Origin of the sequence: Streptococcus cristatus (genome assembly GCF_019685515.1) — a bacterium.
Classification (GTDB): Bacteria; Bacillota; Bacilli; order Lactobacillales; family Streptococcaceae; genus Streptococcus.
Genome location: NZ_JABFFN010000001.1, coordinates 1,722,576 through 1,748,073, shown reverse-complemented (window position 1 = coordinate 1,748,073; position 25,498 = coordinate 1,722,576). Strand labels below are relative to the sequence as shown.

The 25,498-nt window shown below is 40.6% G+C and carries 17 protein-coding genes, 8 tRNA genes and 3 pseudogenes; 26 read left to right on the top strand and 2 right to left on the bottom strand.

Translation table 11 applies throughout. The features are described from left to right. The first annotated feature begins 5 nt into the window (after nucleotides 1–5). From FOA33_RS08535 to FOA33_RS08500, 8 genes are all read left to right on the top strand, one after another. Nucleotides 6–95: transfer RNA gene (locus FOA33_RS08535), tRNA-Ser, on the top strand. Nucleotides 96–105: 10 nt separating this feature from the next. Continuing rightward, a tRNA-Met gene (locus FOA33_RS08530) sits at nucleotides 106–179 on the top strand. 4 nt (nucleotides 180–183) lie between these two features. Next, a tRNA-Phe gene (locus FOA33_RS08525) sits at nucleotides 184–256 on the top strand. A 17-nt stretch (nucleotides 257–273) separates the two neighbouring features. Next, nucleotides 274–354 (top strand) — tRNA-Tyr (locus FOA33_RS08520). Nucleotides 355–365: 11 nt separating this feature from the next. Continuing rightward, a tRNA-Trp gene (locus tag FOA33_RS08515) sits at nucleotides 366–436 on the top strand. Nucleotides 437–450: 14 nt separating this feature from the next. Next, nucleotides 451–523: transfer RNA gene (locus FOA33_RS08510), tRNA-His, on the top strand. Between the two features lie 13 nt (nucleotides 524–536). Beyond that, nucleotides 537–608, top strand: a tRNA-Gln gene (locus FOA33_RS08505). 9 nt (nucleotides 609–617) lie between these two features. Continuing rightward, nucleotides 618–701 (top strand) — tRNA-Leu (locus tag FOA33_RS08500). A gap of 113 nt (nucleotides 702–814) precedes the next feature. On the opposite strand, the pseudogene FOA33_RS08495 reads toward FOA33_RS08500, so the two are convergent. Beyond that, nucleotides 815–1,702 (bottom strand): annotated as a pseudogene (locus FOA33_RS08495) (transposase). 279 nt (nucleotides 1,703–1,981) lie between these two features. Here FOA33_RS08495 and FOA33_RS08490 point away from each other — a divergent pair. The 12 genes and pseudogenes from FOA33_RS08490 to FOA33_RS08435 all read left to right on the top strand — a co-directional run bounded on the left by FOA33_RS08490 (nucleotide 1,982) and on the right by FOA33_RS08435 (nucleotide 17,614). Next, a pseudogene (locus FOA33_RS08490) lies at nucleotides 1,982–3,259 on the top strand (gamma-glutamylcysteine synthetase). 75 nt (nucleotides 3,260–3,334) lie between these two features. After that, nucleotides 3,335–4,819, top strand: coding sequence for a threonine synthase (gene thrC / locus FOA33_RS08485; RefSeq protein WP_221161272.1), 1,485 nt, complete (start codon nucleotides 3,335–3,337; stop codon nucleotides 4,817–4,819). A 60-nt stretch (nucleotides 4,820–4,879) separates the two neighbouring features. Beyond that, nucleotides 4,880–6,160, top strand: a complete 1,281-nt coding sequence (locus tag FOA33_RS08480) for an MATE family efflux transporter (RefSeq protein ID WP_221161271.1) — start codon at nucleotides 4,880–4,882, stop codon at nucleotides 6,158–6,160. Nucleotides 6,161–6,163: 3 nt separating this feature from the next. Next, nucleotides 6,164–6,784: an HAD family hydrolase gene (locus FOA33_RS08475; RefSeq protein ID WP_221161270.1), complete on the top strand. Its 621-nt coding sequence runs from the start codon at nucleotides 6,164–6,166 to the stop codon at nucleotides 6,782–6,784. Nucleotides 6,785–6,949: 165 nt separating this feature from the next. Next, nucleotides 6,950–8,110 carry a LysM peptidoglycan-binding domain-containing protein gene (locus tag FOA33_RS08470; RefSeq protein WP_221161269.1) on the top strand — a complete coding sequence of 387 codons (1,161 nt, stop codon included), beginning with the start codon at nucleotides 6,950–6,952 and terminating at the stop codon, nucleotides 8,108–8,110. A 735-nt stretch (nucleotides 8,111–8,845) separates the two neighbouring features. After that, entirely contained in the window at nucleotides 8,846–9,133 is a 288-nt protein-coding gene (locus FOA33_RS08465) for a DNA repair protein (protein WP_259664490.1), read from the top strand. Between the two features lie 8 nt (nucleotides 9,134–9,141). After that, nucleotides 9,142–9,744 (top strand): annotated as a pseudogene (lepB, locus tag FOA33_RS08460) (signal peptidase I). Between the two features lie 11 nt (nucleotides 9,745–9,755). Next, nucleotides 9,756–14,141 carry a Cna B-type domain-containing protein gene (locus FOA33_RS08455; protein WP_221161268.1) on the top strand — a complete coding sequence of 1,462 codons (4,386 nt, stop codon included), beginning with the start codon at nucleotides 9,756–9,758 and terminating at the stop codon, nucleotides 14,139–14,141. Nucleotides 14,142–14,264: 123 nt separating this feature from the next. Continuing rightward, nucleotides 14,265–15,710 carry an isopeptide-forming domain-containing fimbrial protein gene (locus FOA33_RS08450; RefSeq protein WP_221161267.1) on the top strand — a complete coding sequence of 482 codons (1,446 nt, stop codon included), beginning with the start codon at nucleotides 14,265–14,267 and terminating at the stop codon, nucleotides 15,708–15,710. A 103-nt stretch (nucleotides 15,711–15,813) separates the two neighbouring features. After that, on the top strand, nucleotides 15,814–16,650 hold the full coding sequence (locus FOA33_RS08445; RefSeq protein ID WP_221161266.1) for a class C sortase: 837 nt from the start codon (nucleotides 15,814–15,816) through the stop codon (nucleotides 16,648–16,650). Between the two features lie 165 nt (nucleotides 16,651–16,815). Then, on the top strand, nucleotides 16,816–17,241 hold the full coding sequence (locus tag FOA33_RS08440) for a MarR family winged helix-turn-helix transcriptional regulator (RefSeq protein ID WP_221161265.1): 426 nt from the start codon (nucleotides 16,816–16,818) through the stop codon (nucleotides 17,239–17,241). Nucleotides 17,242–17,251: 10 nt separating this feature from the next. Next, nucleotides 17,252–17,614: a DUF1304 domain-containing protein gene (locus tag FOA33_RS08435; protein ID WP_221161264.1), complete on the top strand. Its 363-nt coding sequence runs from the start codon at nucleotides 17,252–17,254 to the stop codon at nucleotides 17,612–17,614. 40 nt (nucleotides 17,615–17,654) lie between these two features. On the opposite strand, the gene FOA33_RS08430 is transcribed toward FOA33_RS08435, so the two are convergent. Then, nucleotides 17,655–18,512, bottom strand: coding sequence for a DUF975 family protein (locus tag FOA33_RS08430; protein ID WP_221161263.1), 858 nt, complete (start codon nucleotides 18,510–18,512; stop codon nucleotides 17,655–17,657). Between the two features lie 116 nt (nucleotides 18,513–18,628). Here FOA33_RS08430 and tgt point away from each other — a divergent pair, with 116 nt between their 5' ends. The 6 genes from tgt (at nucleotide 18,629) to comGB (ending at nucleotide 25,498) form a co-directional block, all read left to right on the top strand. Beyond that, nucleotides 18,629–19,771, top strand: a complete 1,143-nt coding sequence (gene tgt, locus FOA33_RS08425; protein WP_001285237.1) for a tRNA guanosine(34) transglycosylase Tgt — start codon at nucleotides 18,629–18,631, stop codon at nucleotides 19,769–19,771. Between the two features lie 131 nt (nucleotides 19,772–19,902). Beyond that, the gene (locus FOA33_RS08420) at nucleotides 19,903–21,720 is read left to right on the top strand and encodes an acyltransferase family protein (RefSeq protein ID WP_221161262.1); all 1,818 of its coding nucleotides are present in this window, start codon (nucleotides 19,903–19,905) and stop codon (nucleotides 21,718–21,720) included. Between the two features lie 140 nt (nucleotides 21,721–21,860). Beyond that, entirely contained in the window at nucleotides 21,861–23,012 is a 1,152-nt protein-coding gene (gene nagA / locus FOA33_RS08415) for an N-acetylglucosamine-6-phosphate deacetylase (RefSeq protein ID WP_001134442.1), read from the top strand. Between the two features lie 153 nt (nucleotides 23,013–23,165). Continuing rightward, entirely contained in the window at nucleotides 23,166–23,531 is a 366-nt protein-coding gene (locus FOA33_RS08410; protein ID WP_000286397.1) for a DUF1033 family protein, read from the top strand. A gap of 61 nt (nucleotides 23,532–23,592) precedes the next feature. Then, nucleotides 23,593–24,534, top strand: a complete 942-nt coding sequence (comGA, locus tag FOA33_RS08405) for a competence type IV pilus ATPase ComGA (RefSeq protein WP_221161261.1) — start codon at nucleotides 23,593–23,595, stop codon at nucleotides 24,532–24,534. Continuing rightward, entirely contained in the window at nucleotides 24,482–25,498 is a 1,017-nt protein-coding gene (gene comGB, locus FOA33_RS08400) for a competence type IV pilus assembly protein ComGB (protein ID WP_221161298.1), read from the top strand. Before comGA ends, comGB begins: the two co-directional genes overlap by 53 nt.

Sequence of the window (25,498 nt, the reverse complement as noted above, 5' to 3'; positions counted from 1 at the left end):
TTGTTGGAGGATTACCCAAGTCCGGCTGAAGGGAACGGTCTTGAAAACCGTCAGGCGTGTAAAAGCGTGCGTGGGTTCGAATCCCACATCCTCCTTTTATATTAACGCGGGATGGAGCAGCTCGGTAGCTCGTCGGGCTCATAACCCGAAGGTCGTAGGTTCAAATCCTGCTCCCGCAATATTGGCTCGGTAGCTCAGTTGGTAGAGCAATGGATTGAAGCTCCATGTGTCGGCGGTTCGATTCCGTCTCGCGCCATATTTTATTTATAACTTGGAAGGGTAGCGAAGAGGCTAAACGCGGCGGACTGTAAATCCGCTCCTTCGGGTTCGGGGGTTCGAATCCCTCCCCTTCCATTGCTTTAGTTACGGGCATAGTTTAAAGGTAGAACTAAGGTCTCCAAAACCTTCAGTGTGGGTTCAATTCCTACTGCCCGTGTTAATAAAATTATGGCGGGTGTGGTGAAGTGGTTAACACACCAGATTGTGGCTCTGGCATGCGTGGGTTCGATCCCCATCACTCGCCTATTTTATATTATTGGGGTATAGCCAAGCGGTAAGGCAAGGGACTTTGACTCCCTCATGCGTTGGTTCGAATCCAGCTACCCCAGTTACTATTTGCCGGCGTGGCGGAATTGGCAGACGCGCTGGACTCAAAATCCAGTGTCCGCAAGGACGTGCCGGTTCGACCCCGGCCGCCGGTATAGTAATGATGACAAGGTTTCTAGGCCTTGTCTTTTCTTTTATCTGATTATCTGTATTTGTTTGAGTTACTAAAAATTACGGCTCTTTGTCAACTGTAGTGGGTTGAAGTCAGCTAAGATCGAGAAAGGACGAATTTCGTCCTTTCTTTTTTGATGTTGAGAGCGATGAAAATCTGTTTTTGAACTTTTCAAAGTTCCGAAAACCAATGGCATTTCGTTTGATAAGTTTGATGAGATTATTAGTCGCTTCCAATTTTGCATTAGAATAGGGTAACTGAAGAGCGTTGACGATTTTCTCTTTATCCTTTAGGAAGGTTTTAAAGATAGTCTGAAAAAGAGGATGAACCTGCTTTGGATTCTCCTCAATAAGCCTGAGCCTAGAAATTCGAAAGCGAAGCTGTCTAGCTAGGTCATAGTAAGGACTAAACATACCCATCGTAATGATTTTCACCTGACAGCGAATGGTTCTATCGTAGCGAAGAAAGTAATTTCGGATGATAGTTCGTGTCCTGCCTTCAAGGACAGTGATGATATCGAGCTTTTTAAAATCTTGCGCAATGAAACCCATCTTTCCCTTAGTGAAGGCATACTCGTCCCAGGACATAATCTCAGGAAGTTGGCTAAAGTCAGGCTTAAAGTGAAAGCCATTGAGCTTGCGAATGACAGTTGAAGTTGAAATGAAAAGCTGATGGGCAATGTCGATCATAGAAGTTTTTTCAATCAACTTTTGCGCAATCTTTTGCTTGATAATACGAGGAATTTGATGATTCTTCTTGACGAGAGAAGTCTCAGCGACCATCATTTTCAAATAATGATAGCACTTGAAACGACACTTCTCATAAGAATTCTGGTAGGCATACCAGTTGTTTCAAGGTAAGGAATCTTAGACAGTTTTTGGAAGTCATATTCTTCATTTTATTTCCGCAATCAGGACAAGATAGGGCCTCGTAGTCCAGTTTAGCGATAATTTCTTTGTGAGTATCTCTATGGATGATATCCATAAATTGGATATTAGTGTCTTTAATGTCTAGTAATTTTGTGATAGAATGTAATTATTCCATATGATTCTTTCTAATGATGGTTTGGTCGCTTTTCATTATAGATGATATGGGACTTTTTTTCTACACAAAAATAGGCTCCATAATATCTATAGGGGATTTACCCACTACAAATATTATAGGGCCTTATTTTTGAGTGCCATTCTAATCTTTTTTGCTTAGATTTTTGGTATAATATTACTTATTCACAATTTATTTTGATTATGAAAGTGTTGGTGTTTGATGTCTCGTTCGATTGATTTGCTTAAGAAACGCTACTTAGAAAATATAAAAGAGAAACCTGATTTATTTGTGGGAATTGAGCTGGAGTATCCTGTTATCAATTTATAGGGTAATGCTACAGATAGTGAAGTTGTTAAGGATCTCTTTCGGTATTTACCATCAGTTCTGGGTTTTACGATTGAAAAAGTAGATGACTTTGGAAATCCAATTCAGTTGCTTGATCCAGTTAGCCAAGATACTATCTTATTCGAAGTCTCCTATACAACTATCGAGTTTGCTTTTGGGAGGGCTAAATCCATCCAAGAGGTTGAAGAGCGTTTTCGAGATTATATGGATCTGATTCAGAAAAAGTTGGGAGAGGTAAATCATGCCGTAGTTGGTTCTGGAATCCATCCTTATCGGGATAAGAATGATAATCAACCGGTTGCTTATGAACGTTATCAGATGTTAATGAACTATTTGAAGTTGAGCAGAACTGTTCTAGGGCCGGATTTACACGATTACCCGGAATACGGTGCTTTTATCTGTGGAAGTCAAGTTCAATTGGATGTTTCAAAGTCTAACTATTTGCGTGTCATCAATGCATTTAACCAGATTGAAGCTGCCAAAGCCTTTTTATTTGCCAATTCTGAGTTTTCAGGGGAAGATTGGGATACCAAAATTTCGAGAGATATTTTTTGGGAAGAGTCTATACACGGGATTTATGCTGAAAATGTAGGCGTCAATGCCAGACTCTTCAAAGACGAGAATGATTTTTTTGATTATCTAGATCATTCTGCGATTTTTACTGCAGAGCATGATGGGCAGACCTATTATTTTCATCCGATTCAGGCTAGAGATTATTTGACTACACCTGAAATCCAGGCATTTACCCTTAATGGGGATGAGGTTCTTATTTACCCTCGGGAGAAGGATTTTGAAACCCATCGTAGTTACCAGTACCAAGACTTAACGACTCGAGGAACAGTTGAGTTTCGCAGTGTTTGTACTCAGCCGCTTGATAGGACTTTTGCTTCTGCAGCCTTTCACTTGGGCTTGTTGGTTCATTTAGACAAGCTTGAAGCTTACTTGCGAACTGCTCCATTTTTTACCACAGCTGGTCGTGATTATAAGCTTTTAAGACGACAATTTTCTAAAAAACAACTCACAGATGAAGAAGAAACTACGGTTCTCGAGTTTTCTAAAGACTTACTCACCCTAGCTGAGGAGGGACTGGAGAAAAGAAATAAGCAAGAAATGGTTTATTTAGAGCCTTTGAAGAAAAAATTGGGATTATAATTTCTCTTATAAAGGGAGAATTTTCTGAAAAATCGTGATATAATGGAAGAGACTATAGATAAAGGATAGAGATTCATGACATTAGTTTATCAATCAACGCGTGATGCCAATAATACAGTAACTGCCAGCCAAGCTATTTTGCAAGGTTTGGCGACGGATGGTGGTCTGTTTACACCACTTACTTATCCAAAGGTTGATTTGGACTTTGACACATTAAAAGATGCTTCTTACCAAGAAGTGGCCAAATTAGTTTTATCAGCCTTTTTAGATGACTTTACGGCTGAGGAGTTGAACTACTGTATCAACAATGCCTACGATAGCAAGTTTGATACTCCAGCGATTGCGCCATTGGTGAAACTGGATGGGCAATACAACTTGGAATTGTTCCATGGTTCAACGATTGCCTTTAAGGATATGGCCTTGTCTATCTTGCCATACTTTATGACGACAGCCGCTAAAAAGCATGGTTTGGAGAACAAGATTGTCATTTTGACAGCGACATCTGGTGATACTGGAAAAGCTGCTATGGCAGGGTTTGCGGATGTGCCTGGAACTGAGATTATCGTCTTTTATCCAAAGGATGGTGTCAGCAAGGTACAAGAGTTGCAAATGACTACTCAGACTGGCGACAATACTCATGTTATCGCTATTGATGGAAACTTTGATGATGCACAAACAAACGTGAAGCACATGTTCAACGATGTGGAACTTCGTGAAAAATTGGCTGCCAATAAACTGCAATTTTCATCAGCTAACTCTATGAACATTGGTCGTTTGGTACCACAGATTGTTTATTATGTTTATGCCTACGCTCAGTTGGTCAAGACTGGTGAGATTGTGGCTGGTGATAAGGTCAACTTCACAGTACCAACAGGAAACTTTGGAAATATCTTGGCTGCCTTTTATGCTAAACAAATCGGTCTGCCAGTTGGTAAATTGATCTGTGCTTCAAATGACAATAATGTTTTAACTGACTTCTTCAAGACACGTGTTTATGATAAGAAACGTGAGTTTAAAGTAACAACTAGTCCATCTATGGATATCTTGGTATCTTCAAACTTGGAGCGTTTGATTTTCCATCTTTTGGGGAATGATGCGGTTAAGACAGCTGAACTCATGAATGCCTTGAGTACACAAGGACAATATGAATTGACAGACTTTGATGCAGCGATTCTGGAACTCTTTGCAGCTGAATATGCGACTGAGGAAGAAACTGCGGCAGAAATTAAACGTGTTTATCAAACAGATGCTTACATCGAGGACCCACACACCGCGGTTGCCTCAGCTGTTTATAGAAAATACCAAGCAGCTACTGGCGATGCGACTAAGACAGTGATTGCATCAACAGCTAGTCCATACAAGTTCCCAGTGGTTGCCGTAGAAGCGGTAACAGGAAAAGCAGGCTTGACTGACTTTGAAGCCTTGGCTCAATTACATGACATTTCAGGAGTGGCAGTGCCACCAGCGGTTGATGGCCTTGAAACAGCTCCAGTTCGTCATAAAACAACAGTGGCAGCTGCTGACATGCAAGCAGCGGTTGAGACTTATCTAGGACTTTAAGACAGAGGGAGTAAACTCGGTTGGGAAACCAACTGAGTTTCTTTTCATCAGGAGGAAGGATTGTTTAAGAAAAATAAAGACATTCTCAATATTGCCTTGCCCGCTATGGGTGAAAACTTTTTACAGATGCTCATGGGAATGGTGGACAGTTACTTGGTCGCTCACTTGGGACTGATAGCTATTTCGGGTGTTTCAGTTGCTGGCAATATTATCACCATTTACCAGGCAATTTTTATCGCTCTGGGAGCTGCTATTTCTAGTGTTATTTCAAAAAGTTTGGGGCAGAAAGATCAGTCCAAGTTGGCTTATCACGTGACAGAGGCTCTCAAGATAACCCTATTGCTGAGTGCACTGTTAGGCGCCTTATCGCTCTTTGCAGGGCAAGAGATGATAGGACTCTTGGGAACTGAGCAGGAGGTGGCCGAGAGTGGTGGGCTCTACCTATCTTTGGTAGGCGGATCGATTGTTCTCTTGGGCTTGATGACCAGTCTAGGTGCCTTGATTCGTGCAACGCATAATCCTCGTCTCCCCCTCTATGTGAGTCTTTTATCCAATGCCTTGAATATTCTTTTTTCCAGTCTAGCTATTTTTGTCCTTGATATGGGTATAGCGGGTGTTGCTTGGGGGACTATCTTGTCTCGCTTAGTCGGTCTTGTGATTTTGTGGTCACAATTAAAACTGCCTTATACGAAACCGACTTTTGGACTGGATAAAGACTTACTGATCTTGGCTTTGCCAGCAGCTGGAGAGCGCCTTATGATGAGGGCTGGGGATGTAGTGATCATTGCTTTGGTCGTTTCTTTTGGAACGGAGGCAGTGGCGGGAAATGCAATCGGGGAGGTTTTGACCCAGTTTAACTATATGCCTGCCTTTGGCGTCGCTACGGCAACTGTCATGCTGGTGGCTCGAGCAGTTGGAGAGGATAATTGGAAAAGAGTAGATAATTTGAGCAAACAGACCTTTTGGCTTTCTCTGCTCCTCATGTTGCCCTTGACATTTAGTATCTATGTCTTAGGGATACCACTGACTCATCTCTATACGACCGATCCTGTAGCAGTTGAAGCGAGCGTTTTGGTAGCACTGTTCTCTCTACTAGGAACTCCCATGGCGACAGGGACAGTTATTTATACGGCGGTTTGGCAGGGATTGGGAAATGCTCGCCTTCCCTTTTATGCGACAAGTATAGGGATGTGGTGTATCCGTATTGGGACAGCCTATCTGATGGGCATTGTTCTTGGTTGGGGCTTGTCTGGTATTTGGGCAGGGACTCTTTTGGATAATGGTTTTCGCTGGTTATTTCTACGCTACCGTTACCAGAGTTATATGAGCTTGAAAGGATAGAAAATGCAAAAAATAGCTTTTATTTGGGATTTAGACGGGACTTTATTGGACTCTTACGAAGCGATTTTATCAGGGATTGAGGAGACCTTTGCTCAGTTTTCTATTCCTTATGATAAGGAGAAAGTGAGAGAGTTTATCCTCAAGTATTCGGTGCAGGATTTGCTTGTGCAGGTGGCGGAAGAGAGAAAACTAGATGCGGAAGTGCTCAATCAGGTGCGTGCTCAGAGTCTGTCTGAGAAAAATGCCCAGGTAGTTTTGATGCCAGGTGCGCGTGAAGTGCTAGCTTGGGCAGACCAAGCAGGGATTCAACAGTTTATCTATACTCATAAGGGGGACAATGCTTTTACTATTCTAAGAGACTTGGGGTTGGAATCCTATTTCACAGAGATTCTAACCAGTCAGAGTGGCCTTGAGCGCAAGCCTAATCCAGAAGCGGCTAACTATCTGCTAGACAAGTATCAGCTGGATCCTAGGGCTACCTATTATATAGGGGACCGGACTTTGGATGTGGAATTTGCCCAGAATAGCGGTATTCAAAGCATCAACTTTTTAGAATCTTCTTTTGAAGGCAATCACATGATTCAAGTACTAGCAGATATTCCTCATTTTTTTGAGAGTAAGTAACGAGAAGATTGTGTCAATTTTGTGACAGAAACCTAACAAACTATTTCAAGTAATCGAGTTTGTTACAAGGAATAGACAGTTCTATTAAATAGGCCCTAGAGGGCTTTTTTTCTGCTTTTTTTGTGTTATGATAGACGGGTACTCATTTGAAAGGAATATGAACGAATGAAGAAAAGAATTATTTTTGCCTCAACAGTAGCCTTGTCATTTGCCCCAGTATTGGCAACCCAAGCAGAAGAAGTCCTTTGGACTGCACGTAGTGTTGGGCAAATCCAAAATGATTTGACTAAAACGGACAACAAAACAAGCTATACAGTACAGTATGGTGATACTTTGAGCACCATTGCAGAAGCCTTGGGTGTAGATGTCACAGTTCTTGCAAATTTGAACAAAATCACCAATATGGACTTGATTTTCCCAGATACTGTCCTCACTACAACTGTCAATGAAGCAGAAGAAGTAACGGAAGTTGAGATCCAAACTCCTCAAGCAGATGCTGAAGAAGTGACAACTGCGACAGCTGATTTGACGACCAACCAAGTGACCGTCGATGAACAAACAGTTCAAGTAGAAGACCTTTCTCAACCAATTGAGGAAGCTCCAACTGTAACAGAGACTGAAAAACCAGCAGAAGTAGCGCAAAGTTCAGAAGTTTCTGAGACAGCTACAGTTGCTGAAGAGACACCATCTACAGAAACACCTGTAGCTGAAGAAACAGCTGAAACGACTCCAGCGGAAGCACCAGTAGCAGAAACAACTCGCCCAGTTGAAGAAGAAGCTCCTCAAGCAGCGACTCCAGCTACCGAAGAAACGGCAGCAACTGAAACGCCTGCTGATACAACAGGAACAAGTGCAGCAGAAGAAACAACAAATTCTGATACTACAACTTTGACTTATCAAGCAGCGCAAAGCCAAACTCCTTCAAGAACTTATTCAGCTCCAGCGGCTCCTGACTATGCAGGACTTGCTGTAGCTAAGTCTGAGAATGCTGGTCTTCAACCACAAACTGCAGCCTTCAAAGAAGAAATTGCCAATTTGTTTGGAATTACATCTTTTAGCGGCTACCGTCCTGGTGACAGTGGAGACCATGGTAAAGGATTGGCCATCGACTTTATGGTCCCAGTGAGTTCAGCACTTGGTGATCAAATCGCGGAATACGCGGTTCAAAATATGGCTAGCCGTGGTATCAACTACATCATCTGGAAACAACGTTTCTACGCTCCATACGATAGTAAATATGGACCTGCCTACACGTGGAATCCAATGCCAGACCGTGGTAGTGTGACCGAAAATCACTATGACCACGTTCACGTATCAATGAACTAATAGAAAAAGAAGCTGAAAACTCGCAAGGTTTGAGGCTTCTTTTTGTGTGCGGGTAAGAAATAGATACGTTTATTAAATCTCGGTTTTATATTATAAGTGCACAATAAAAAGCTCATAAAACGTTCTAGTAAAATTGATTTGAACGAACTAATTATGAAAGGAAATATTATGAGCTATCACCATCCTAGCATAGGAGAAAATGATGAAGTGCTTTTGTTTACCATACGTAAGGTTTAGGTTTTTCTCAGTTATTTTAAATGATTTACTAAATCTCTTTCTTGAAAAGAGAAGCGACAAGATTTTCGATAGATAGTTGAAGTTGGGAGATGTTATTTTTTGACAATTTCTGTAAGAGAAATTTTTTCGATTAGGGGGTGAGTGCGTTCTTTTTAATCAGATTTGATATTTAGGAGGCTTTTTCATAGCTAGAATATCAGAATATAGGCCATACGTTTACAACCTTTTCTGGAGTAGCAGGAGAAGTTTTAGCCAAGGAAAAGGAGATTTTTTTCCGTAAAGAGACGGCAAAATGATATTAGTATCTTATTTTGAGTCATCCTTTACTATTTTGGATGGGTCTCAGACGTCCCATTTCTAATTGATTTGGTAGCTATTCTGTATAGATTATACAGAATATTTACACATTTAGAGTTTCAATCAAAATGCTTGACAAACCCCGGTGGGGTATAGTGAAATCACTAATTAGATATATAATGGATTTATTTGGGTGTATATATGAATATAAGTTTAAAGGAATTAAGAAAGCTTAAAAGAGTTGACTTAATGGAATTGTTAGTATCGCAAGCAGAGGAAATTGAGCATTTACAAAATCGAGTGTTAGAACTAGAGGATCAGCTCAATGATAGGAATATTTTAATAGCTAAGGCGGGATCAATTGCAGAGGCGTCTTTAGAAATCAATAAGATTTTCGAAGTAGCACAGAAAACTGCAGATCAATATCTTAAGAATATCCATCGATTAGCTGAACAGCAAAATAAAAATGAAAAAAATTATGTGGAGTAGTTTCGTTCATGTCAATAGAATCTAAAAAGTTGAAGTGGTCAGATTTGCCTGAGGCTTCTGAACTTTCCCAGGCTCTTGAACAAGAAAAATACCGAGAACGCTATTTAAAAACATTGAAAAGCACAGTTTCTACATTAGTAGTTGTAGCAGCTATTGCAATCTTAACAGCGACTCTATGGTTACCAGTCTTGCAGATATATGGGAACTCGATGACCCCAAATCTTGAATCTGGAGATATGGTAGTTTCGGTTAGCGCACAAAAACTGAGACAAGGGGATGTCGTCGCTTTTTATTACAATAATAAAGTTTTAGTGAAGCGCGTGATTGCAACCGAGGGACAATGGGTTGATATTGATAGTCAAGGAACTGTCAGTGTGGATGGTCAAAAGCTTGGGGAACCATACCTCGCAGATAATTAAAAAGATCTAGGTGATACTAATATTCAATTACCCTACCAGGTTCCTGAGGGAAAATTTTTTGTGATGGGAGATCATAGAAGTGCCTCTATTGATTCACGTAACACGGCTATTGGATCGATTGGTAATGAACAAATCGTTGGACGTCTTGTTCTACGCGTCTGGCCTCTAAATCGTATACAATGGATTAAATAGAGAGGAGTATTATGAAAACAGTATTTGAAAAAATGGCATCACGTATTCGACAACGAATGAGAGAAAGTCTGTGGGCCCGAATCAGTATGGTCTTATCGGTAGTTGTTGTATTTTGTACGACCTATGTGCTGATTTTGCCAGCTCTGACCTTGACTTCCGATTCTAGTAGCTCTATTATTCAAACGGAAGATACTATTACAGCAGTAACCTCTGATTCCTCTAAAGAGAGCACAGAGGCTACTCAACAAGATAAAAAACAAGAACCACAGGTATCGGAAAGTACACCTTCTACGTCGAAAACATTATCGTCTGATTCTCATTCATCGAAAGCAGGTAGTCAAAAGGCGGAAACTGAAAATGTTATAGTTAAGGTTGACTATGAGGCAGAGACATTTTCGGAAAGTGTAACCTTGAGGGTCAAACATGTCACAGATACGACAGCCATAGATGCGAAACTAAGTGACGTTCTTAAGGATCGTAATCGAATATTGACTTCTTCCTATACTTATGATATTTCCTTTGTCAATAATCAAGGGAAAGAAGTGGAGCCTAGTAAGGAAGTTAAGGTTTCCCTCACTTTTAAGGATGCAGTAGAAGCGTCAACCATTCAAGAAGGTTGGAAACTTTATCATTTCAAAAACAATGATGTCAATCAAGTTGAAGATTTGACAGATAGTCATACAACAAATATTCAAGAGACAGATAAAGCTGTTTCCGTTGTAGAGTTTATGTCTGACACATTTTCGCAATATACAATCGCAGGAACTAGTTACGAGGATTTTTCTACTTATATAACGTCAGGTAACTATAAAGGGAAACCAGTTGAGTATATTTCGGGCAATACAAGAACCTTAACGTCGGAGCTAGACCTCAAATATAGTATTCCTAAGTCACAATTAGCACAAAAGAAAAGCTACGCGATTCCATTACCTGCTGATACGACTTGGTCAAATGTGAATGAAAACCAAGATTATATTGGTAAAGATGGAAATCGTGATGCCTTCAAATATCGTTTTGTTCAAGAGAATGGTAAGAAGTACATTGTTATCAATTTTTTGGATAGTTATGTTAGTCAAGCACAAGAGAGTGTTTCGGGGGATTTGACCTATACTGCAACAATCGGTCAAACCCATCGAAAAGAGAATGGTAATTACGAAATTCCCTTTACAGATAAGATCACGATTACGGTTCCTTCAGATAAAATCGACAAGAAAGCAGAACCCCAGCAGTCTGAACATGATGTTCAAAGCCAGAAAATTGGGGCAGTTACCTATAATGGAGATGAGGCTTATCTAGATTATACGGTTACTGTCTGGTCTGAAAAAGGAACGAAAGGTCAAGTTAAAATTAATGACTATCTTGATGCAAAGGGATTAACCATTGGAGAACTCCAAAATCTTACTATCAAAAAAGCGGGTTACCAATACTGGGGAGGAACGGAGACGGACCAGGTCGGTGAGCAACCTCTATCAGTGCAACCAGTTAAGTCAGGCACATCTTTTGAACTGACACTTCCAAAACTAGAAGCGAAACAGAAGTATACGATTAAATATCGATATAAAGTAACCGGCATCCCAGCAGGTCAAGCTATGTCCGTTTCGAATGGGGTTGACGTTGAGACACCCGACATCCCTAAAAAACACAGTGATAGCTACCTTAGTATTTTTAGGAATAAAATTGGCAAGACCGGTCAGTATGACGAAAAGTCAAATAAAATTAAGTGGACTATCACAGTCAATGAAAATCAGAATGATATTGCTGGTGCAGAACTAAAAGATGAAATGATTGCGAAATCAAGTGATGTCGCTATTACACCAAGTAATGGGGCCACTAAAACCAATACTGGCTACAAATTTTCAGCAACAGATGGTGGTAGAAATACTAATAAGTATGTAATCACCTATACAACGGATGCTGGTGAAAAATCTAATAGCTGGGCTGGTTCTGCAAAATCGATTTCCAATACAGCAACAATCACCGATAATGGACAAGATTCCAGCACTACAGCAACAGTACCAGGTGGTAACGGTGATACCGGAGGGCTAGAAAAAAGTTTTGTAGAGATGAAGCCGACGGGAGACTCTGATGTCAAAGAGTTGACATGGAAGTCCATCATCAAAGTACCCGGAGATAAAAAAATTCCAAAAAATGCGAAGTTTGAGGACCTTCTTAAAGGACCGAACTATACTAATAGCGGGGAACATTACTTTACAAAAGCTCAGCTAGATGCTGTTTATCAAAAGTTGATCACTGCATTGGGTGGCGCAGATAAGTTTGAGTTTTCTGTTTGGGAATCAAATAACTCAACCTGGCAGTATACACCTTACAATCAAGCTGATTCAAATAAGACGTATAGTCAATTTAAGTTCAAACTGCTAAAAGATTATACGGGTTCAGATATTTCTTTTGATTACCAATCGACAATCAATAAATCAAAGGCTACTCAATTTAGCAATACAATAAGCGGTGGTGGTTTCAATAAGGAAGCGAACTATAAGTATGAAGAAAATGGCAAAGTCTTTAAACTAGATGGAAACAATCTAGTGTGGGATGGTAAAGAGAACGAGTATGATAGTAAAGATACTGAACATACTATTCAACAAAATGGCTTAATCAGTTGGGTCATTAAGGTTAAATTGAGCGACGATACACAGTCTGTAACTTTGACAGATACCCCGCCAGCAGGATTAACCTTATCCAAATTTAGCTATGGAGCTTCTACTTATGGTATTAATGCTAGTGACTTCTCTATTTCAGATGGGAAAATCACATGGTCAAATCAATGGTATCGTCCTTTTGGAAATGATCTCGATGTGACTGGAACTGTGGATGCTAGTGGTGTTATCAACGTAACGTTTACAGCTAAAAATGGTAAAAAATTAAAAGAGCTTTTGAATAATACTGGCACACTTTATGCCAAATTTGAATTTAAGACAGATGCAAAACCTTTTGACGACTCTATCACAAAGAACTATAAGAATAAAGTTTCTGCTAAGATAGATGGAAAGCCTGCTGGTGAAGATGATCATACACAGAAAATTACTGTTGAACCAGGCAGAAAGATTTCAAAAGGTGGAACATGGAGCAATGATAATCGTGAAGTTAGCTATAAGCTAGATATTAATCCTGAGGCACAGGATCTAGCAGCGGGTAAATCAAGCTATACCTTGGTTGATACGCTTGAATACCGTGAAGACCTTTTGACAAATATAAGCTATGACTTGAAACAGGAGTCTGTTAAATTGTATGACTCAAATCATCAAGAGATAGACAAGAGTGAATGGTCCTGGACTGTTAAAAAGGTTAAGGATACCACAGGGGTTCATCGCAGTATAATAACACTACAGGTTCCAAACCGTAAGAATCTGCACTTAGAGTATAGCTATGCTGTGTCAAGTGATATCGCTGAAAATGATACGAAGAATCTTACTGTAAAAAATACTGCGGAAATCAATGGGTTAAAAACGGGTCAAACAGAAACAACGACCCACTATAATTGGCATAAAACGTCTACTAGCGCAACAGCAAATACTTTGAAATCATTTAAGATTACAAAAGTTGATACGACCAACTTTGCTACAGCTCTAGCTGACGCCACATTTGAAATTCGAGAAAATGTGACAGATAAAAAGGTAGCAACTTACAAAACATCAAGTGATGGAACATTTTACATTACGAAGTCTAATAAGGAGGCTCGAGAAAAAGAAGGAGAACTTTTAGAGGACAAGCTTTACTATGCTGTTGAAGTCAAGGCTCCTTCTGGCTACGAGCTACCAGCTAACCCCAAACGCTATTATTTCTATTTCTCTAATACAGCTACCCTACCTTCGAATATAGGTAGTCTTGTGATTGGTACTCAAGAGGTAACTAATCTTGCTAAACAAAGCAGACAAGAATATGTTGAAAATACAAAGACACCACCAATGCCACAAACGACATCAATTATAGTTGATAAAAAGTGGAAGAATGCTGATGGTAGCGAAGCTCAACGTGTGTCGGGTAAAATCACTGTTAGCCTTTATCGTGTTTCAAATATCGAATCAGCTCCTGTCAAAATTACGGAGAAAGAAATTAGCTACGACGGAAGTAAGTGGCAAACGATATTTGAAAATCTACCGACTACTGGGGAAAATGGAGAGACCTTTACTTATTATGTAGAGGAGAGCAAGGTAACTGGTTATACAGCTAGTTATTCAAATGGTACTCGAGTTTCTGAAACGGCTACTGATATGGCTATTTCGAAAGGGACTATCACGATTACCAATAAAGCACAGAAGACCTATCAACTACCTGAGACAGGAGGTGAGGGAATAGCTACTATCATGCTTGTGGGAGCAAGCCTAGTTATGCTTTCTGTATTTGCTGTAGGCTTCAAAGTCTATAGACAGATCCGCTAAAAATGAAACGGTAAAGGTGGTGATGTCTATAAATAGGTAATGTCACATTCTTGTATATTAACTATCGCGTTTGAGGCGCACACACATGTTATAAAAAATAAAAAAAGGAGATACATACATAACATGAAAAAATTAAAGTTTTTCTTGGCAGCGATTGTTGCCTTGCTAGTTACCTTCGTTGGTGGTAAGGCGTATGCCTATACCATTACAATCAATGGTGAAACAGATGGCCATACTTTTGAGGCTTATCAGATTTTCAAGGGTGACTTGAATGATAGTACGTTGTCAAATATTCAGTGGGGAACTGGAGTTACACCATTTGAATTTCATGGAAGTAATGAAGCAGCGAAAATTGCTGAGGGACTCACAGAATCGAATGCGGTGGAGTTCTCAAAAGAAGCTGCGAAACATTTGAAACAGCCTACAGCATCTGGTTCAAGTTCTATCGAAGTGCCAGAAGCTGGTTACTACTTAATCAAAGATAAGGACAACTCTCTTACTGGTAAAGATGGTAAAGCTTATACTGCTTATATCTTGAAAGTTATTAAAGATGAAACAGTAAAGCCAAAGGCTGATGTACCAAGTGTAATTAAAAAAGTAAAAGATACAAATGACACTACTGGTGAAACTACTGACTGGCAGGATTCAGCTGACTATGACTTTGGGGATAATGTTCCTTTCCAATTGACAGCAACATTACCAAAGACTAATTTTGATAAGTACCAAACTTATTATCTAGAGTTTTCAGATACACTTTCAAAAGGATTAGAATTCAATGCGGATTCATTAACTGTAAAAGTTGGGGAATCTGTCTTAACAGCAGGTCAATATAAAATTACGACTGAAAAAGATACTGCTACTGGAGCGACAAAACTATCCGTTGCGATTACTGATGTTAAAGCATTGGGAGGAACAGCTGGTGGTAAAGTTACAGTTGACTACACTGCAACATTGACTATAGATGCAGTGATTGGTGCCAAAGGTAACCCTAACGAAGTGGAATTGATTTACTCAAACAATCCAAATGAAAATGGGACAGGTAAACCAAAAGATACTGGTAAGACACCAAAAGATACAGTTATTGTATTTACTTATAAGACTGTAGTTAATAAGGTGGATCAAAACAACCAACCATTGACAGGTGCGGAATTTACACTTTTCAAAAAAATGAAAGATGGGACTGAAAAAGCTGTGTCAGTGGTAAAGAATGATGCAGGGACTCAATTTACATTTAAAGGTTTAGATGATGGTGAGTATGTTCTCAAAGAAACAGTGACACCAGCAGGATACAACACAATTAAACCAATCACTTTTAAAGTGGTTGCAACTCATGATGTGGAATCTGATGCACCTAAATTGACAGATTTGAATGGAGAGAAAGTTTCAGGAAATATTAACTTCTCTAAGAATGTTGACGAAGGTTCATTGACTACGCAAGTTGAAAATAAAAAGGGATCAATTCTTCCTTCAACTGGTAGCGTTGGTACGACTGTTCTTTATGTAGCGGGTTCTGTACTTGTTGTAGCAGCAGGTATCCTACTTGTTACAAAAAAACGTATGAAAAACTAATATTTAATGTTTCTTGAATAGGGGGTCGGAGATGGGAGACTATCTCCGTTCTTCCTTTCTAAATGATTTTAAATTCGATAAGATAAGGAGACCTTTTTGACTTATGATTGACAAAATAAAAGAAAATGCCATCACGATAATATTGGTCTTCCTTTTATTCCTTGGAGTCTCTATGTTGTCGTATCCGACAATAAGTGACTACTGGAATTCATTTCATCAGTCTAAAGCAGTAGCTGGATACGTGGAAAAAGTGGCAGATTTGAAAGAGAATGATTATAAGAAAATGCTGGCAGATGCCCATGAATATAATCAGAACTTAGACAAAGATGTGATTCCAGATTTAGATATTCCTTCGTCTCATGAAGAAATTTACAATCAAACGCTTGATGTGACAGGCACTGGAATCATGGCTTATGTTGAAATTCCAAAATTAAATACAACGATGCCTATCTACCATGGAACAGACGATACTATCCTACAGGTAGCTATCGGTCATATTCCAGGGACCTCTCTTCCCGTAGGAGGGATTGGAACTCACTCTGTTATTTCAGGACATCGTGGTTTACCATCTGCAAAACTTTTTACGGATATTGATCAGTTAGTGGAGGGGGATACTTTTCTTATTCAAGTACTGAATGAGACACTGACTTATGAGGTCGACCAGATTGTAACAGTAACGCCAGATGATGTTTCTGCTCTAGCTATTGATCCAAATCAAGATTATGTGACCTTGGTCACCTGTACACCTTATGGAGTAAATACTCATCGATTGCTTGTTAGGGGGCATCGTATAGCAAATGCTACGAAACCTGCACGTGTGACGGCAGAGGCGACGCAGTTAAAACCGGTATTGGTTGCTCCAGCTATTGTGTTGGTCTGTTTACTTGTTTTATGGTTGATAAGAATAGCTTATCGAATAATTGTTCAACATATGAAATAATACTATGTTAGTAAAACGGCTAGAAAATCTGGTCGTTTTTGTTTATCTTCAAAAAAGATTGAGATCATATATTCAAAACACGAGTATATTTCTTGATTTATTTTTTAGCCTATAGTATACTTGATAAGTCAATAGTTGACAAATCAAATATGTTAAGAGGGAATGATGGTAGCAATCCAAGATTTACTGTATCAACTACGGTTGGCAGATCAGTCTATGACACAACTATTCGAACGACAATTGGGGATTAGTCTGACTCGTTATCAAATCTTATGTTTCTTAATCGATCAGTCTCCGTGTAATCAAATAGCGGTTCAGGAGAGATTGAAGATTGATCAGGCTGCCTTGACACGGCACTTTAAAATTTTGGAAAAGGAAGGTTTGGTTAATCGACGTCGGAATCCTGAAAACCAGAGGGAGGTTTTGGTGGAAGTCACAGACTTTGCGAGAGAACAACTAGTAACCAACTCTCCCCAACACCATATAAACGTAAAGAGTCAGATGGAGAGTGTACTTACCAAAGGAGAGCGAGAAGAGTTCAGTCGCTTGTTAGAAAAGTTGATATCTGGCTTAGAAGAGATAGAAATTTAAGGAGAAGAATATGTCTATTTTTACAATTGTTTTAGCAACTATCGTTGCTTTGGAGCATTTTTACATTTTTTATTTGGAAAGTGTGGTTACGCAATCAGATACTACTAGTCGAGTGTTTAATGTGGATAAGGAAGAACTGGCTCGTCCTTCAGTGAGTTCACTCTTTAAAAATCAAGGAATTTATAATGCTTTGATAGGTGTGTTTCTCTTGTACGGGATTTATTTTTCGCAAAGCTTGGAAATTGTGACCATCTTTGTTTTATTTGTGCTTAGTGCAGCGACCTACGGTTCTCTGACAGCAGACAAGAAGATTCTTCTGAAGCAAGGTGGGCCTGCTATTTTGACTCTGCTGAGTATGTTGCTTTTGAAATAAGAAAACCAGCGTCCTGAATGACGCTGGTTTTTATATGCTCTTATCCATTTCGACGTTTACGGGCTAGTAGGGCTCTGTAAAAGAAGATGTGATTGTTTTGGATATAGGGAAGGATTGAAAAACTAGCAATTCCAAAAGTAATCCAATTGAGGAAGTACCAAGGGAGTAGTTGTAGGTCGAGGACAAAGCGTTGAAACTTGTAACCCTTCATCAAGAAACGGCTAGTTTTAAGGATTTGGCTTGGTTTAGCCTGGCCTAAATCCAGAGTGTCGCAGAGGAGGAATTCTACCTGTGAGTAGGCATAATGTTGCGGAACGTAGAGGATGTTCCCTACAATCATCAAGATGAGACTCGCGAAAAAGTAGAGTCCAAAGGTCATAAGGAACTGCTCCGTTTCAACGGATGAGAGGTCTAATTTTGGAAATTCAGGATGTAGGGCGACAAATCTCCGAGCCAATAGGTTGCTATAAAAGAGAAAATAAACGCCTACTAAGTTTGGAATGCTCCATAAAAAGAGGTAGAAACGTTTGAGGAGCAGAGTTAGGAAGGTTTGCGAGAAGCGCTCTTCAGCAAAGAGGGCTAGGCTTGATTTTACTGAGAGTTCTGTATCAGGATCCTTGAGGAGTCGGAGTGTCGCAAAGGCAGCACCTGCTAGAAAAATCGTGCTCACAAAAGAAACCACTAACGGGAAGAGATAGGCTTGGAGCACTTGTGCCAGCATGCTGAAAAAGGATTGCTCTAAAACACTTTCTTGGAGACGAGCCAAGGGGTTTAGAAAGCCTGATAAGATGACCAGTATGCTAGGTAATAGATAGACGAGAAGGAGGCGGGGATTTTCAGCCTGAAACTGCCTCGTCTGCAGACGAATGGTTTTTAAATCAATTTTTGGGTATTTCATTCTTTCATTATATCATAGTTCGTGACAGTTCCTGGTTTTTTTGATAAAATCATACAGTATGCCTTTGGGCGCAAAGTATGAACTGGGACTGTATTTCCCAGCTTCGGAGGTAGAAAATGTCAGATTCACCAATCAAATACCGTTTGATTAAGAAAGAAAAACACACAGGAGCTCGTCTAGGAGAAATCATCACCCCACACGGTACCTTCCCGACACCTATGTTTATGCCAGTTGGGACCCAAGCCACTGTTAAAACCCAGTCGCCAGAGGAATTGAAGGAGATGGGATCAGGAATTATCCTCTCTAATACTTATCATCTATGGCTTCGCCCAGGAGATGAACTCATCGCACGCGCAGGTGGTCTCCACAAATTTATGAACTGGGACCAACCAATCTTGACGGATAGTGGTGGCTTCCAGGTTTATTCCCTAGCAGATAGCCGAAATATCACCGAAGAAGGAGTAACCTTTAAAAACCATCTCAATGGCTCCAAGATGTTCCTATCGCCAGAAAAGGCTATCTCTATTCAGAATAATCTAGGCTCAGACATCATGATGTCCTTTGACGAATGTCCTCAATTTTATCAACCTTATGACTACGTTAAGAAATCCATCGAGCGTACTAGCCGTTGGGCTGAGCGTGGTTTGAAGGCTCACCGTCGCCCACATGACCAAGGTTTGTTTGGAATTGTACAGGGGGCAGGATTTGAAGACCTTCGCCGTCAGTCAGCTCACGACCTTGTTAGCATGGACTTCCCTGGCTACTCTATCGGTGGTTTGGCTGTGGGAGAAACCCACGAAGAGATGAATGCAGTCTTGGACTTCACAACCCAACTTCTCCCAGAAAACAAACCTCGCTACCTGATGGGAGTGGGAGCACCAGATAGCTTGATTGATGGGGTCATTCGTGGTGTGGATATGTTTGACTGTGTCCTGCCGACTCGTATCGCTCGTAACGGGACTTGTATGACCAGCCAAGGTCGTTTGGTTGTCAAGAATGCTCAGTTTGCTGAGGATTTTACGCCACTGGATCCTGAGTGTGATTGCTACACATGTAAGAACTATACACGCGCCTACCTTCGCCACCTGCTCAAGGCTGATGAAACCTTTGGTATCCGCTTGACTAGCTACCACAATCTCTACTTCTTGCTCAACCTGATGAAGCAAGTACGCCAAGCCATCATGGATGACAACCTCTTGGAATTCCGTGAGTATTTTGTGGAAAAATATGGCTACAACAAGTCAGGACGCAATTTCTAAAGTGTAAAAATAGAATGCTGAAATCCTAAGTTTTCTCTTAGGATTTTTCTTCTTTTTTTGATAAAATAAGGTGTATTATGGAATAAAAATTAGATGTTTTTACGATCTAATTGAGTGGGGAATAAACTCGTATGCGTATTAAATGGTTTTCCTTGATTAGGATTACAGGTTTACTTTTGGTGCTCTTGTACCACTTCTTTCAAACAATCTTTCCTGGAGGCTTCTTTGGGGTAGATGTCTTTTTCACTTTTTCAGGATTTTTGATTACTGCCCTCCTTTTAGAAGAATTTGGAAGAAAACGCCAGATTGATTTACTAGGCTTTTTTAAGAGACGGTTTTACCGCATCGTACCACCTGTGGTTCTGATGGTTTTGGTGACCATGCCCTTTACCCTCCTAGTTCGCCAAGACTATGTTGCTGGAATTGGCGGTCAGATTGCTGGAGTTTTTGGTTTTATGACCAACTTCTATGAGATGTTAACAGGGGGAAGTTACGAATCTCAGTTCATTCCGCATCTCTTTGTTCACAACTGGAGTCTAGCCGTTGAGGTTCACTACTATATTCTTTGGGGCTTAGCGGTTTGGTTCTTATCGAAACGTTCAAAATCTAGTAGTCAATTGAAAGGGATGGTATTTCTTCTTTCTACGGGAGCTTTCATCATTAGCTTTTTCTCCATGTTTATTGGTAGTCTAATGGCTAGTTCCCATTCGTCTGTCTACTTTTCAAGTTTAACCCATGTCTATCCCTTCTTTTTAGGAAGCATTTTGGCGACGGTTGTAGGGGTTCGTCAGACGAGCGATTTAGTCAAGCAGTTTGACCGGACGTGGGATCTTCGTCAGAATTTACTGGTGTTTGCTGCAGGCCTCTTGGTATTAGTACTCTTGACCTTCTTTGTCAAGTTTACCTACCTGTTCGCTTATCTATTTGGTTTCTTACTGGCAAGTTTAGCGGCCGTGACCATGATTTTTGCTGCGCGTGTCTTGCATGAGAAAACGCCTGAGATACAAGAACCTCATATAATCACATTTTTAGCGGATACCAGCTACGCGGTTTATCTCTTCCACTGGCCTTTTTATATTATCTTTTCTCAGTTGATGAGCAATCTGCCCGCTGTTATTTTAACCGTTATCTTTTCTTATTTCTTTGCTATCCTATCCTTCTATATTATTGAGCCATTGATTGCTGGTAAGACCAACGCTTTAGTTAGAAAAATCACTAAGCTACATCATATCAAACCCTTTAGTGCTAGTATTGTGGGCGCTCTTTCCTTACTTACCTTGATTATCATAGCTATGGCTCCTCAAGTTGGAGCCTTTGAGACAGACTTGATGATCAATGGTTTCAAGCAAGCTCAGACCAATATAGGACAAACAAAGACTCTTGCTGAACAAGCTGAAGTCAGTCGACTAGGAATTTCTGAAGGAACGAGTCTGATTGGGGATTCAGTGACTTTACGTGCCAATACAGCCTTAAAAGAGGCACTTCCTGATGCAAATATCAATGCTCAGGTTAGTCGGACGACCAAGCAAGCCAATGACATCATGCTCAATAATAGTCAGAACAAGGCGCTTTTAAAAACAGTTGTCATTGCAACGGGGGTCAACAATCCTGAAGGCTATAAGAATGATTTGGACAGCATCGTTAACAATCTACCGAAAGGACACCATCTGATACTGGTGACACCTTATGAGGGAGACAAGAGCAAGGACACTTATGCATCAGTGGAGCAGTATGCGGCTTATGCGAGAGAATTAGCTGAAAAGAATCCATATGTGAGCGTCGCTGACTGGAATAAGGTCGCTAAGGAACACCCTGAAATCTGGGCTGGAACTGACCAAGTCCACTTTGGGAATGATAGCAACATGATTGAAGAAGGTGCTAAACTTTACGCAGAGACGATTGCAGCTGCTGTTAAGGCTGCTCAAGAACTGCCTGTAAAATCAAAATAAGATCAAAGAGTTGGAGAAATCCAGCTCTTTTAAAATATCTCTAGAAAATAGGTCTATACCATTTACAAATGAAAAAGAAAGGTTTATAATGTAATTGACATAATAAATTCTAGAATCAATCTATCAAGGAGGTTATCATTATGCCTAATTATATTAAAGCGGATCAGTTTTTCTACCCACACGGAGTTCGTCGTGGCGGTTACTTGGAACTTGTGGATGGCAAGTTTGGCAAACATGTAGAACAGATTCCTGAAGGAGCTGAGGTGATTGACTATACAGGTTATAGTATTGCCCCAGGACTTGTGGATACCCACATTCATGGATTTGGCGGTGTGGATGTCATGGATAATAACATCGAAGGAACCCTTCATACTATGAGTGAAGGATTGCTTAGCACAGGTGTTACCAGCTTCTTGCCAACGACGTTGACTTCCTCTTACGAGCAGTTGCTTGCAGTAACAGAAAATATCGGTGCTCGTTACCAGGAAGCAAGTGGAGCCAAGATTCGTGGGATCTATTTTGAAGGGCCTTATTTCACAGAGAAATACAAAGGAGCTCAAAACCCTGCTTACATGAAAGATCCTCGTATGGATGAGTTTCGTGCTTGGCAAAAAGCAGCAAATGGCTTGCTTAATAAAATTGCCCTTGCACCAGAACGTGAAGGTGTAGAAGACTTTGTTCGTACAATTACGGGTGAAGGAGTGACTGTTGCTCTTGGACACTCCAATGCGACTTTTGATGAAGCTAAAAAAGCAGTCGATGCTGGAGCGAGTGTTTGGGTACATGCCTACAATGGAATGCGTGGGTTGACTCACCGTGAGCTCGGTATGGTGGGAGCCATGTATGAGTTGCCACATACTTACGCTGAATTGATTTGTGATGGTCACCACGTAGATCCAAAGGCCTGTGATATTTTGCTCAAACAAAAAGGAACTGAAAATATCGCTCTTATCACAGACTGTATGACAGCTGGTGGCTTGGAAGATGGAGACTACATGTTGGGAGAATTCCCAGTAGTAGTTGCCAATGGAACTGCTCGCCTCAAATCTACAGGCAATTTGGCAGGTTCTATCCTCAAACTCAAAGATGGTTTGAAAAATGTAGTCGAATGGGGCATTGCGAATCCGCATGAAGCCGTCATGATGGCCAGTCTCAACCCAGCAAAATCTGTTCACATCGATGATGTCTGTGGTCAAATCCGTGAAGGTTATGACGCTGACTTTATCGTACTAGATAAAGATTTGGAATTGGTAGCAACCTACCTAGATGGTGTGAAACGTTATCAAGCCTAAGAAGATAAAAATAGGGGTCAATAAAGGACTCCTATTTTTATTATCAGATGAAAATAATAGGCTTAAAGAAGTTTCTAATGGGGGAAATAAGCAAAATCCTTTTCTTGTATTAAAAAATTAGATATAATATACGGTACAAAGGAAGTAGTAAGAATGTATCGTGTTATAGAAATGTATGGGGACTTTGAACCGTGGTGGTTCATAGAAGGTTGGGAAGAAGATGTCATCATGAGTCAATCTTTTGACAAGTATTATGATGCTCTAAAATATTATAAATCATGCTGGTTTGAGCTGGAAAAGAAGAATCCTCTTTATAAGAGTCGGAGTGATTTGATGACTATTTTTTGGGATCCTGCTGATAAACGCTGGTGTGATGAGTGTAATGAGTATTTGCAGCAGTACCATTCTTTGGCACTTTTACAGGATGAGCAAGTCATCCCCGATGAAAAGCTACGTCCAGGTTATGAAAAACAAACAGGTCAAGAAAAACACCGTTCTTGCCGTATGAAATGGAGATAAAAAGTAACTTTTTAAGTTGCTTTTTTTATTTTTTTGCGAATAGTTAGATAAGGAGGGCGGTATGGTACAAGAAATTGCACAGAAAATTATTGCTACTGCGAAAGAAAAGAAGGCTCAGGATATCTATTTTATCCCCAAGGAAAAGTGCTACGAGCTTCACATGCGGGTTGGAGACGAACGGTGTCTAGTTGACTCCTATGAGTTTGGTGTTTTAGCTGCTGTGATTAGTCATTTTAAGTTTGTAGCGGGTATGAATGTAGGGGAGAAGAGGCGTAGTCAGCTGGGCTCTTGTGATTATCAGTATGGGGAGAAGGTGTCTTCTCTGCGTTTGTCTACCGTGGGAGACTATCGGGGGCATGAGAGTTTGGTCATTCGTTTGTTGCACGACGAGGAGCAGGAGCTGCATTTCTGGTTTCAGGATATGAACGAACTGGGCGAGCAGTACAGGCAACGGGGCCTCTATCTATTTGCAGGTCCAGTCGGAAGTGGCAAGACGACCTTGATGCACGAATTAGCCAAGTCTCTGTTTAAAGGACAGCAGGTTATGTCCATTGAAGATCCTGTCGAGATCAAGCAGGAAGACATGCTCCAGTTGCAGTTGAATGAGGCGATTGGATTGACCTATGAAAATCTGATCAAACTGTCTCTCCGGCATCGTCCGGACCTCTTGATTATTGGTGAAATTCGGGATAGCGAGACAGCGCGTGCGGTTGTCAGAGCCAGTTTGACAGGTGCGACGGTCTTTTCAACCATTCATGCCAAGAGTATCCGAGGTGTTTATGAACGTCTTCTGGAGTTGGGGGCGACGGAGGAGGAACTATCAGTTGTCCTGCAAGGAGTCTGCTACCAGAGATTAATTGGGGGAGGAGGAATCGTTGACTTTGCAAACAAAGACTATCAAGAACACCAGCCAGCTAGCTGGAATGAGCAGATTGACCAGCTTCTTAAAGATGGACATATCACAAATCTTCAGGCTGAAACGGAAAAAATTAGCTACAGCTAAGCAGAAGAAAATCATCACCTTGTTTAACAATCTCTTCTCCAGTGGTTTTCATTTGGTGGAAATTATTTCTTTCTTGGGCAGAAGTGCTTTGCTGGAAAAGGACTATGTGGCCCAGATGCACCAAGGCTTATCTCAGGGGGAATCTTTCTCAGAAATGATGAACAGCTTGGGGTTTTCAAGTGCCATTGTGACCCAATTATCTCTAGCTGAAGTTCATGGAAATCTCCACCTGAGTTTGGCAAAGATAGAAGAATATCTGGATAATTTGGCCAAGGTCAAGAAAAAGTTAATCGAAGTAGCGACCTATCCTCTGATTTTGCTGGGATTTCTCCTGCTAATCATGTTGGGGCTCAGGAATTATTTGCTCCCCCAACTGGACAGTAGCAATATCGCCACTCAAATCATCGGCAATCTGCCACAATTTTTTTTGGGACTAGTGTTGGTTTGCTCTCTATCTTTACTTTTAGCCCTCACTTTCTACAAAAGAAGTTCTAAGATGCGGGTCTTCTCTATGTTAGCACGGATTCCCTTTCTTGGAATCTTTGTCCAGACTTATCTGACAGCTTATTATGCGCGTGAATGGGGCAATATGGTTTCACAGGGAATGGAGCTGACGCAGATTTTTCAGGTCATGCAGGAACAGGGCTCTCAGCTCTTTAAAGAAATCGGTCAAGAACTGGCTCAAGCCCTGCAAAATGGTCGCGAATTTTCTCAAACTATAGTGACCTATCCTTTCTTTAAAAAGGAGTTGAGTCTCATCATCGAGTATGGAGAAGTCAAGTCCAAGCTGGGGAGTGAGTTGGAAATCTATGCTGAAAAAACTTGGGAAGCCTTTTTTACCCGAGTCAACCGCACCATGAACTTAGTACAGCCACTGGTTTTTATCTTTGTGGCCCTGATTATCGTTTTACTTTATGCGGCAATGCTCATGCCCATGTATCAAAATATGGAGGTAAATTTTTAA

Bases quoted from the DNA above. Each gene is read 5' to 3' on its own strand.
- FOA33_RS08445 (WP_221161266.1), top strand. From the start codon at position 15,814: ATGATTGACAAAATAAAAGAAAATGCCATCACGATAATATTGGTCTTC.
- FOA33_RS08475 (WP_221161270.1), top strand. From the start codon at position 6,164: ATGCAAAAAATAGCTTTTATTTGGGATTTAGACGGGACTTTATTGGAC.
- FOA33_RS08420 (WP_221161262.1), top strand. From the start codon at position 19,903: ATGCGTATTAAATGGTTTTCCTTGATTAGGATTACAGGTTTACTTTTG.
- FOA33_RS08430 (WP_221161263.1), bottom strand. From the start codon at position 18,512: ATGAAATACCCAAAAATTGATTTAAAAACCATTCGTCTGCAGACGAGG.
- comGA (WP_221161261.1), top strand. From the start codon at position 23,593: ATGGTACAAGAAATTGCACAGAAAATTATTGCTACTGCGAAAGAAAAG.
- FOA33_RS08455 (WP_221161268.1), top strand. From the start codon at position 9,756: ATGAAAACAGTATTTGAAAAAATGGCATCACGTATTCGACAACGAATG.
- comGB (WP_221161298.1), top strand. From the start codon at position 24,482: ATGGACATATCACAAATCTTCAGGCTGAAACGGAAAAAATTAGCTACA.
- FOA33_RS08435 (WP_221161264.1), top strand. From the start codon at position 17,252: ATGTCTATTTTTACAATTGTTTTAGCAACTATCGTTGCTTTGGAGCAT.
- FOA33_RS08465 (WP_259664490.1), top strand. From the start codon at position 8,846: ATGAATATAAGTTTAAAGGAATTAAGAAAGCTTAAAAGAGTTGACTTA.
- nagA (WP_001134442.1), top strand. From the start codon at position 21,861: ATGCCTAATTATATTAAAGCGGATCAGTTTTTCTACCCACACGGAGTT.
- thrC (WP_221161272.1), top strand. From the start codon at position 3,335: ATGACATTAGTTTATCAATCAACGCGTGATGCCAATAATACAGTAACT.
- FOA33_RS08470 (WP_221161269.1), top strand. From the start codon at position 6,950: ATGAAGAAAAGAATTATTTTTGCCTCAACAGTAGCCTTGTCATTTGCC.
- tgt (WP_001285237.1), top strand. From the start codon at position 18,629: ATGTCAGATTCACCAATCAAATACCGTTTGATTAAGAAAGAAAAACAC.
- FOA33_RS08440 (WP_221161265.1), top strand. From the start codon at position 16,816: ATGGTAGCAATCCAAGATTTACTGTATCAACTACGGTTGGCAGATCAG.
- FOA33_RS08450 (WP_221161267.1), top strand. From the start codon at position 14,265: ATGAAAAAATTAAAGTTTTTCTTGGCAGCGATTGTTGCCTTGCTAGTT.
- FOA33_RS08410 (WP_000286397.1), top strand. From the start codon at position 23,166: ATGTATCGTGTTATAGAAATGTATGGGGACTTTGAACCGTGGTGGTTC.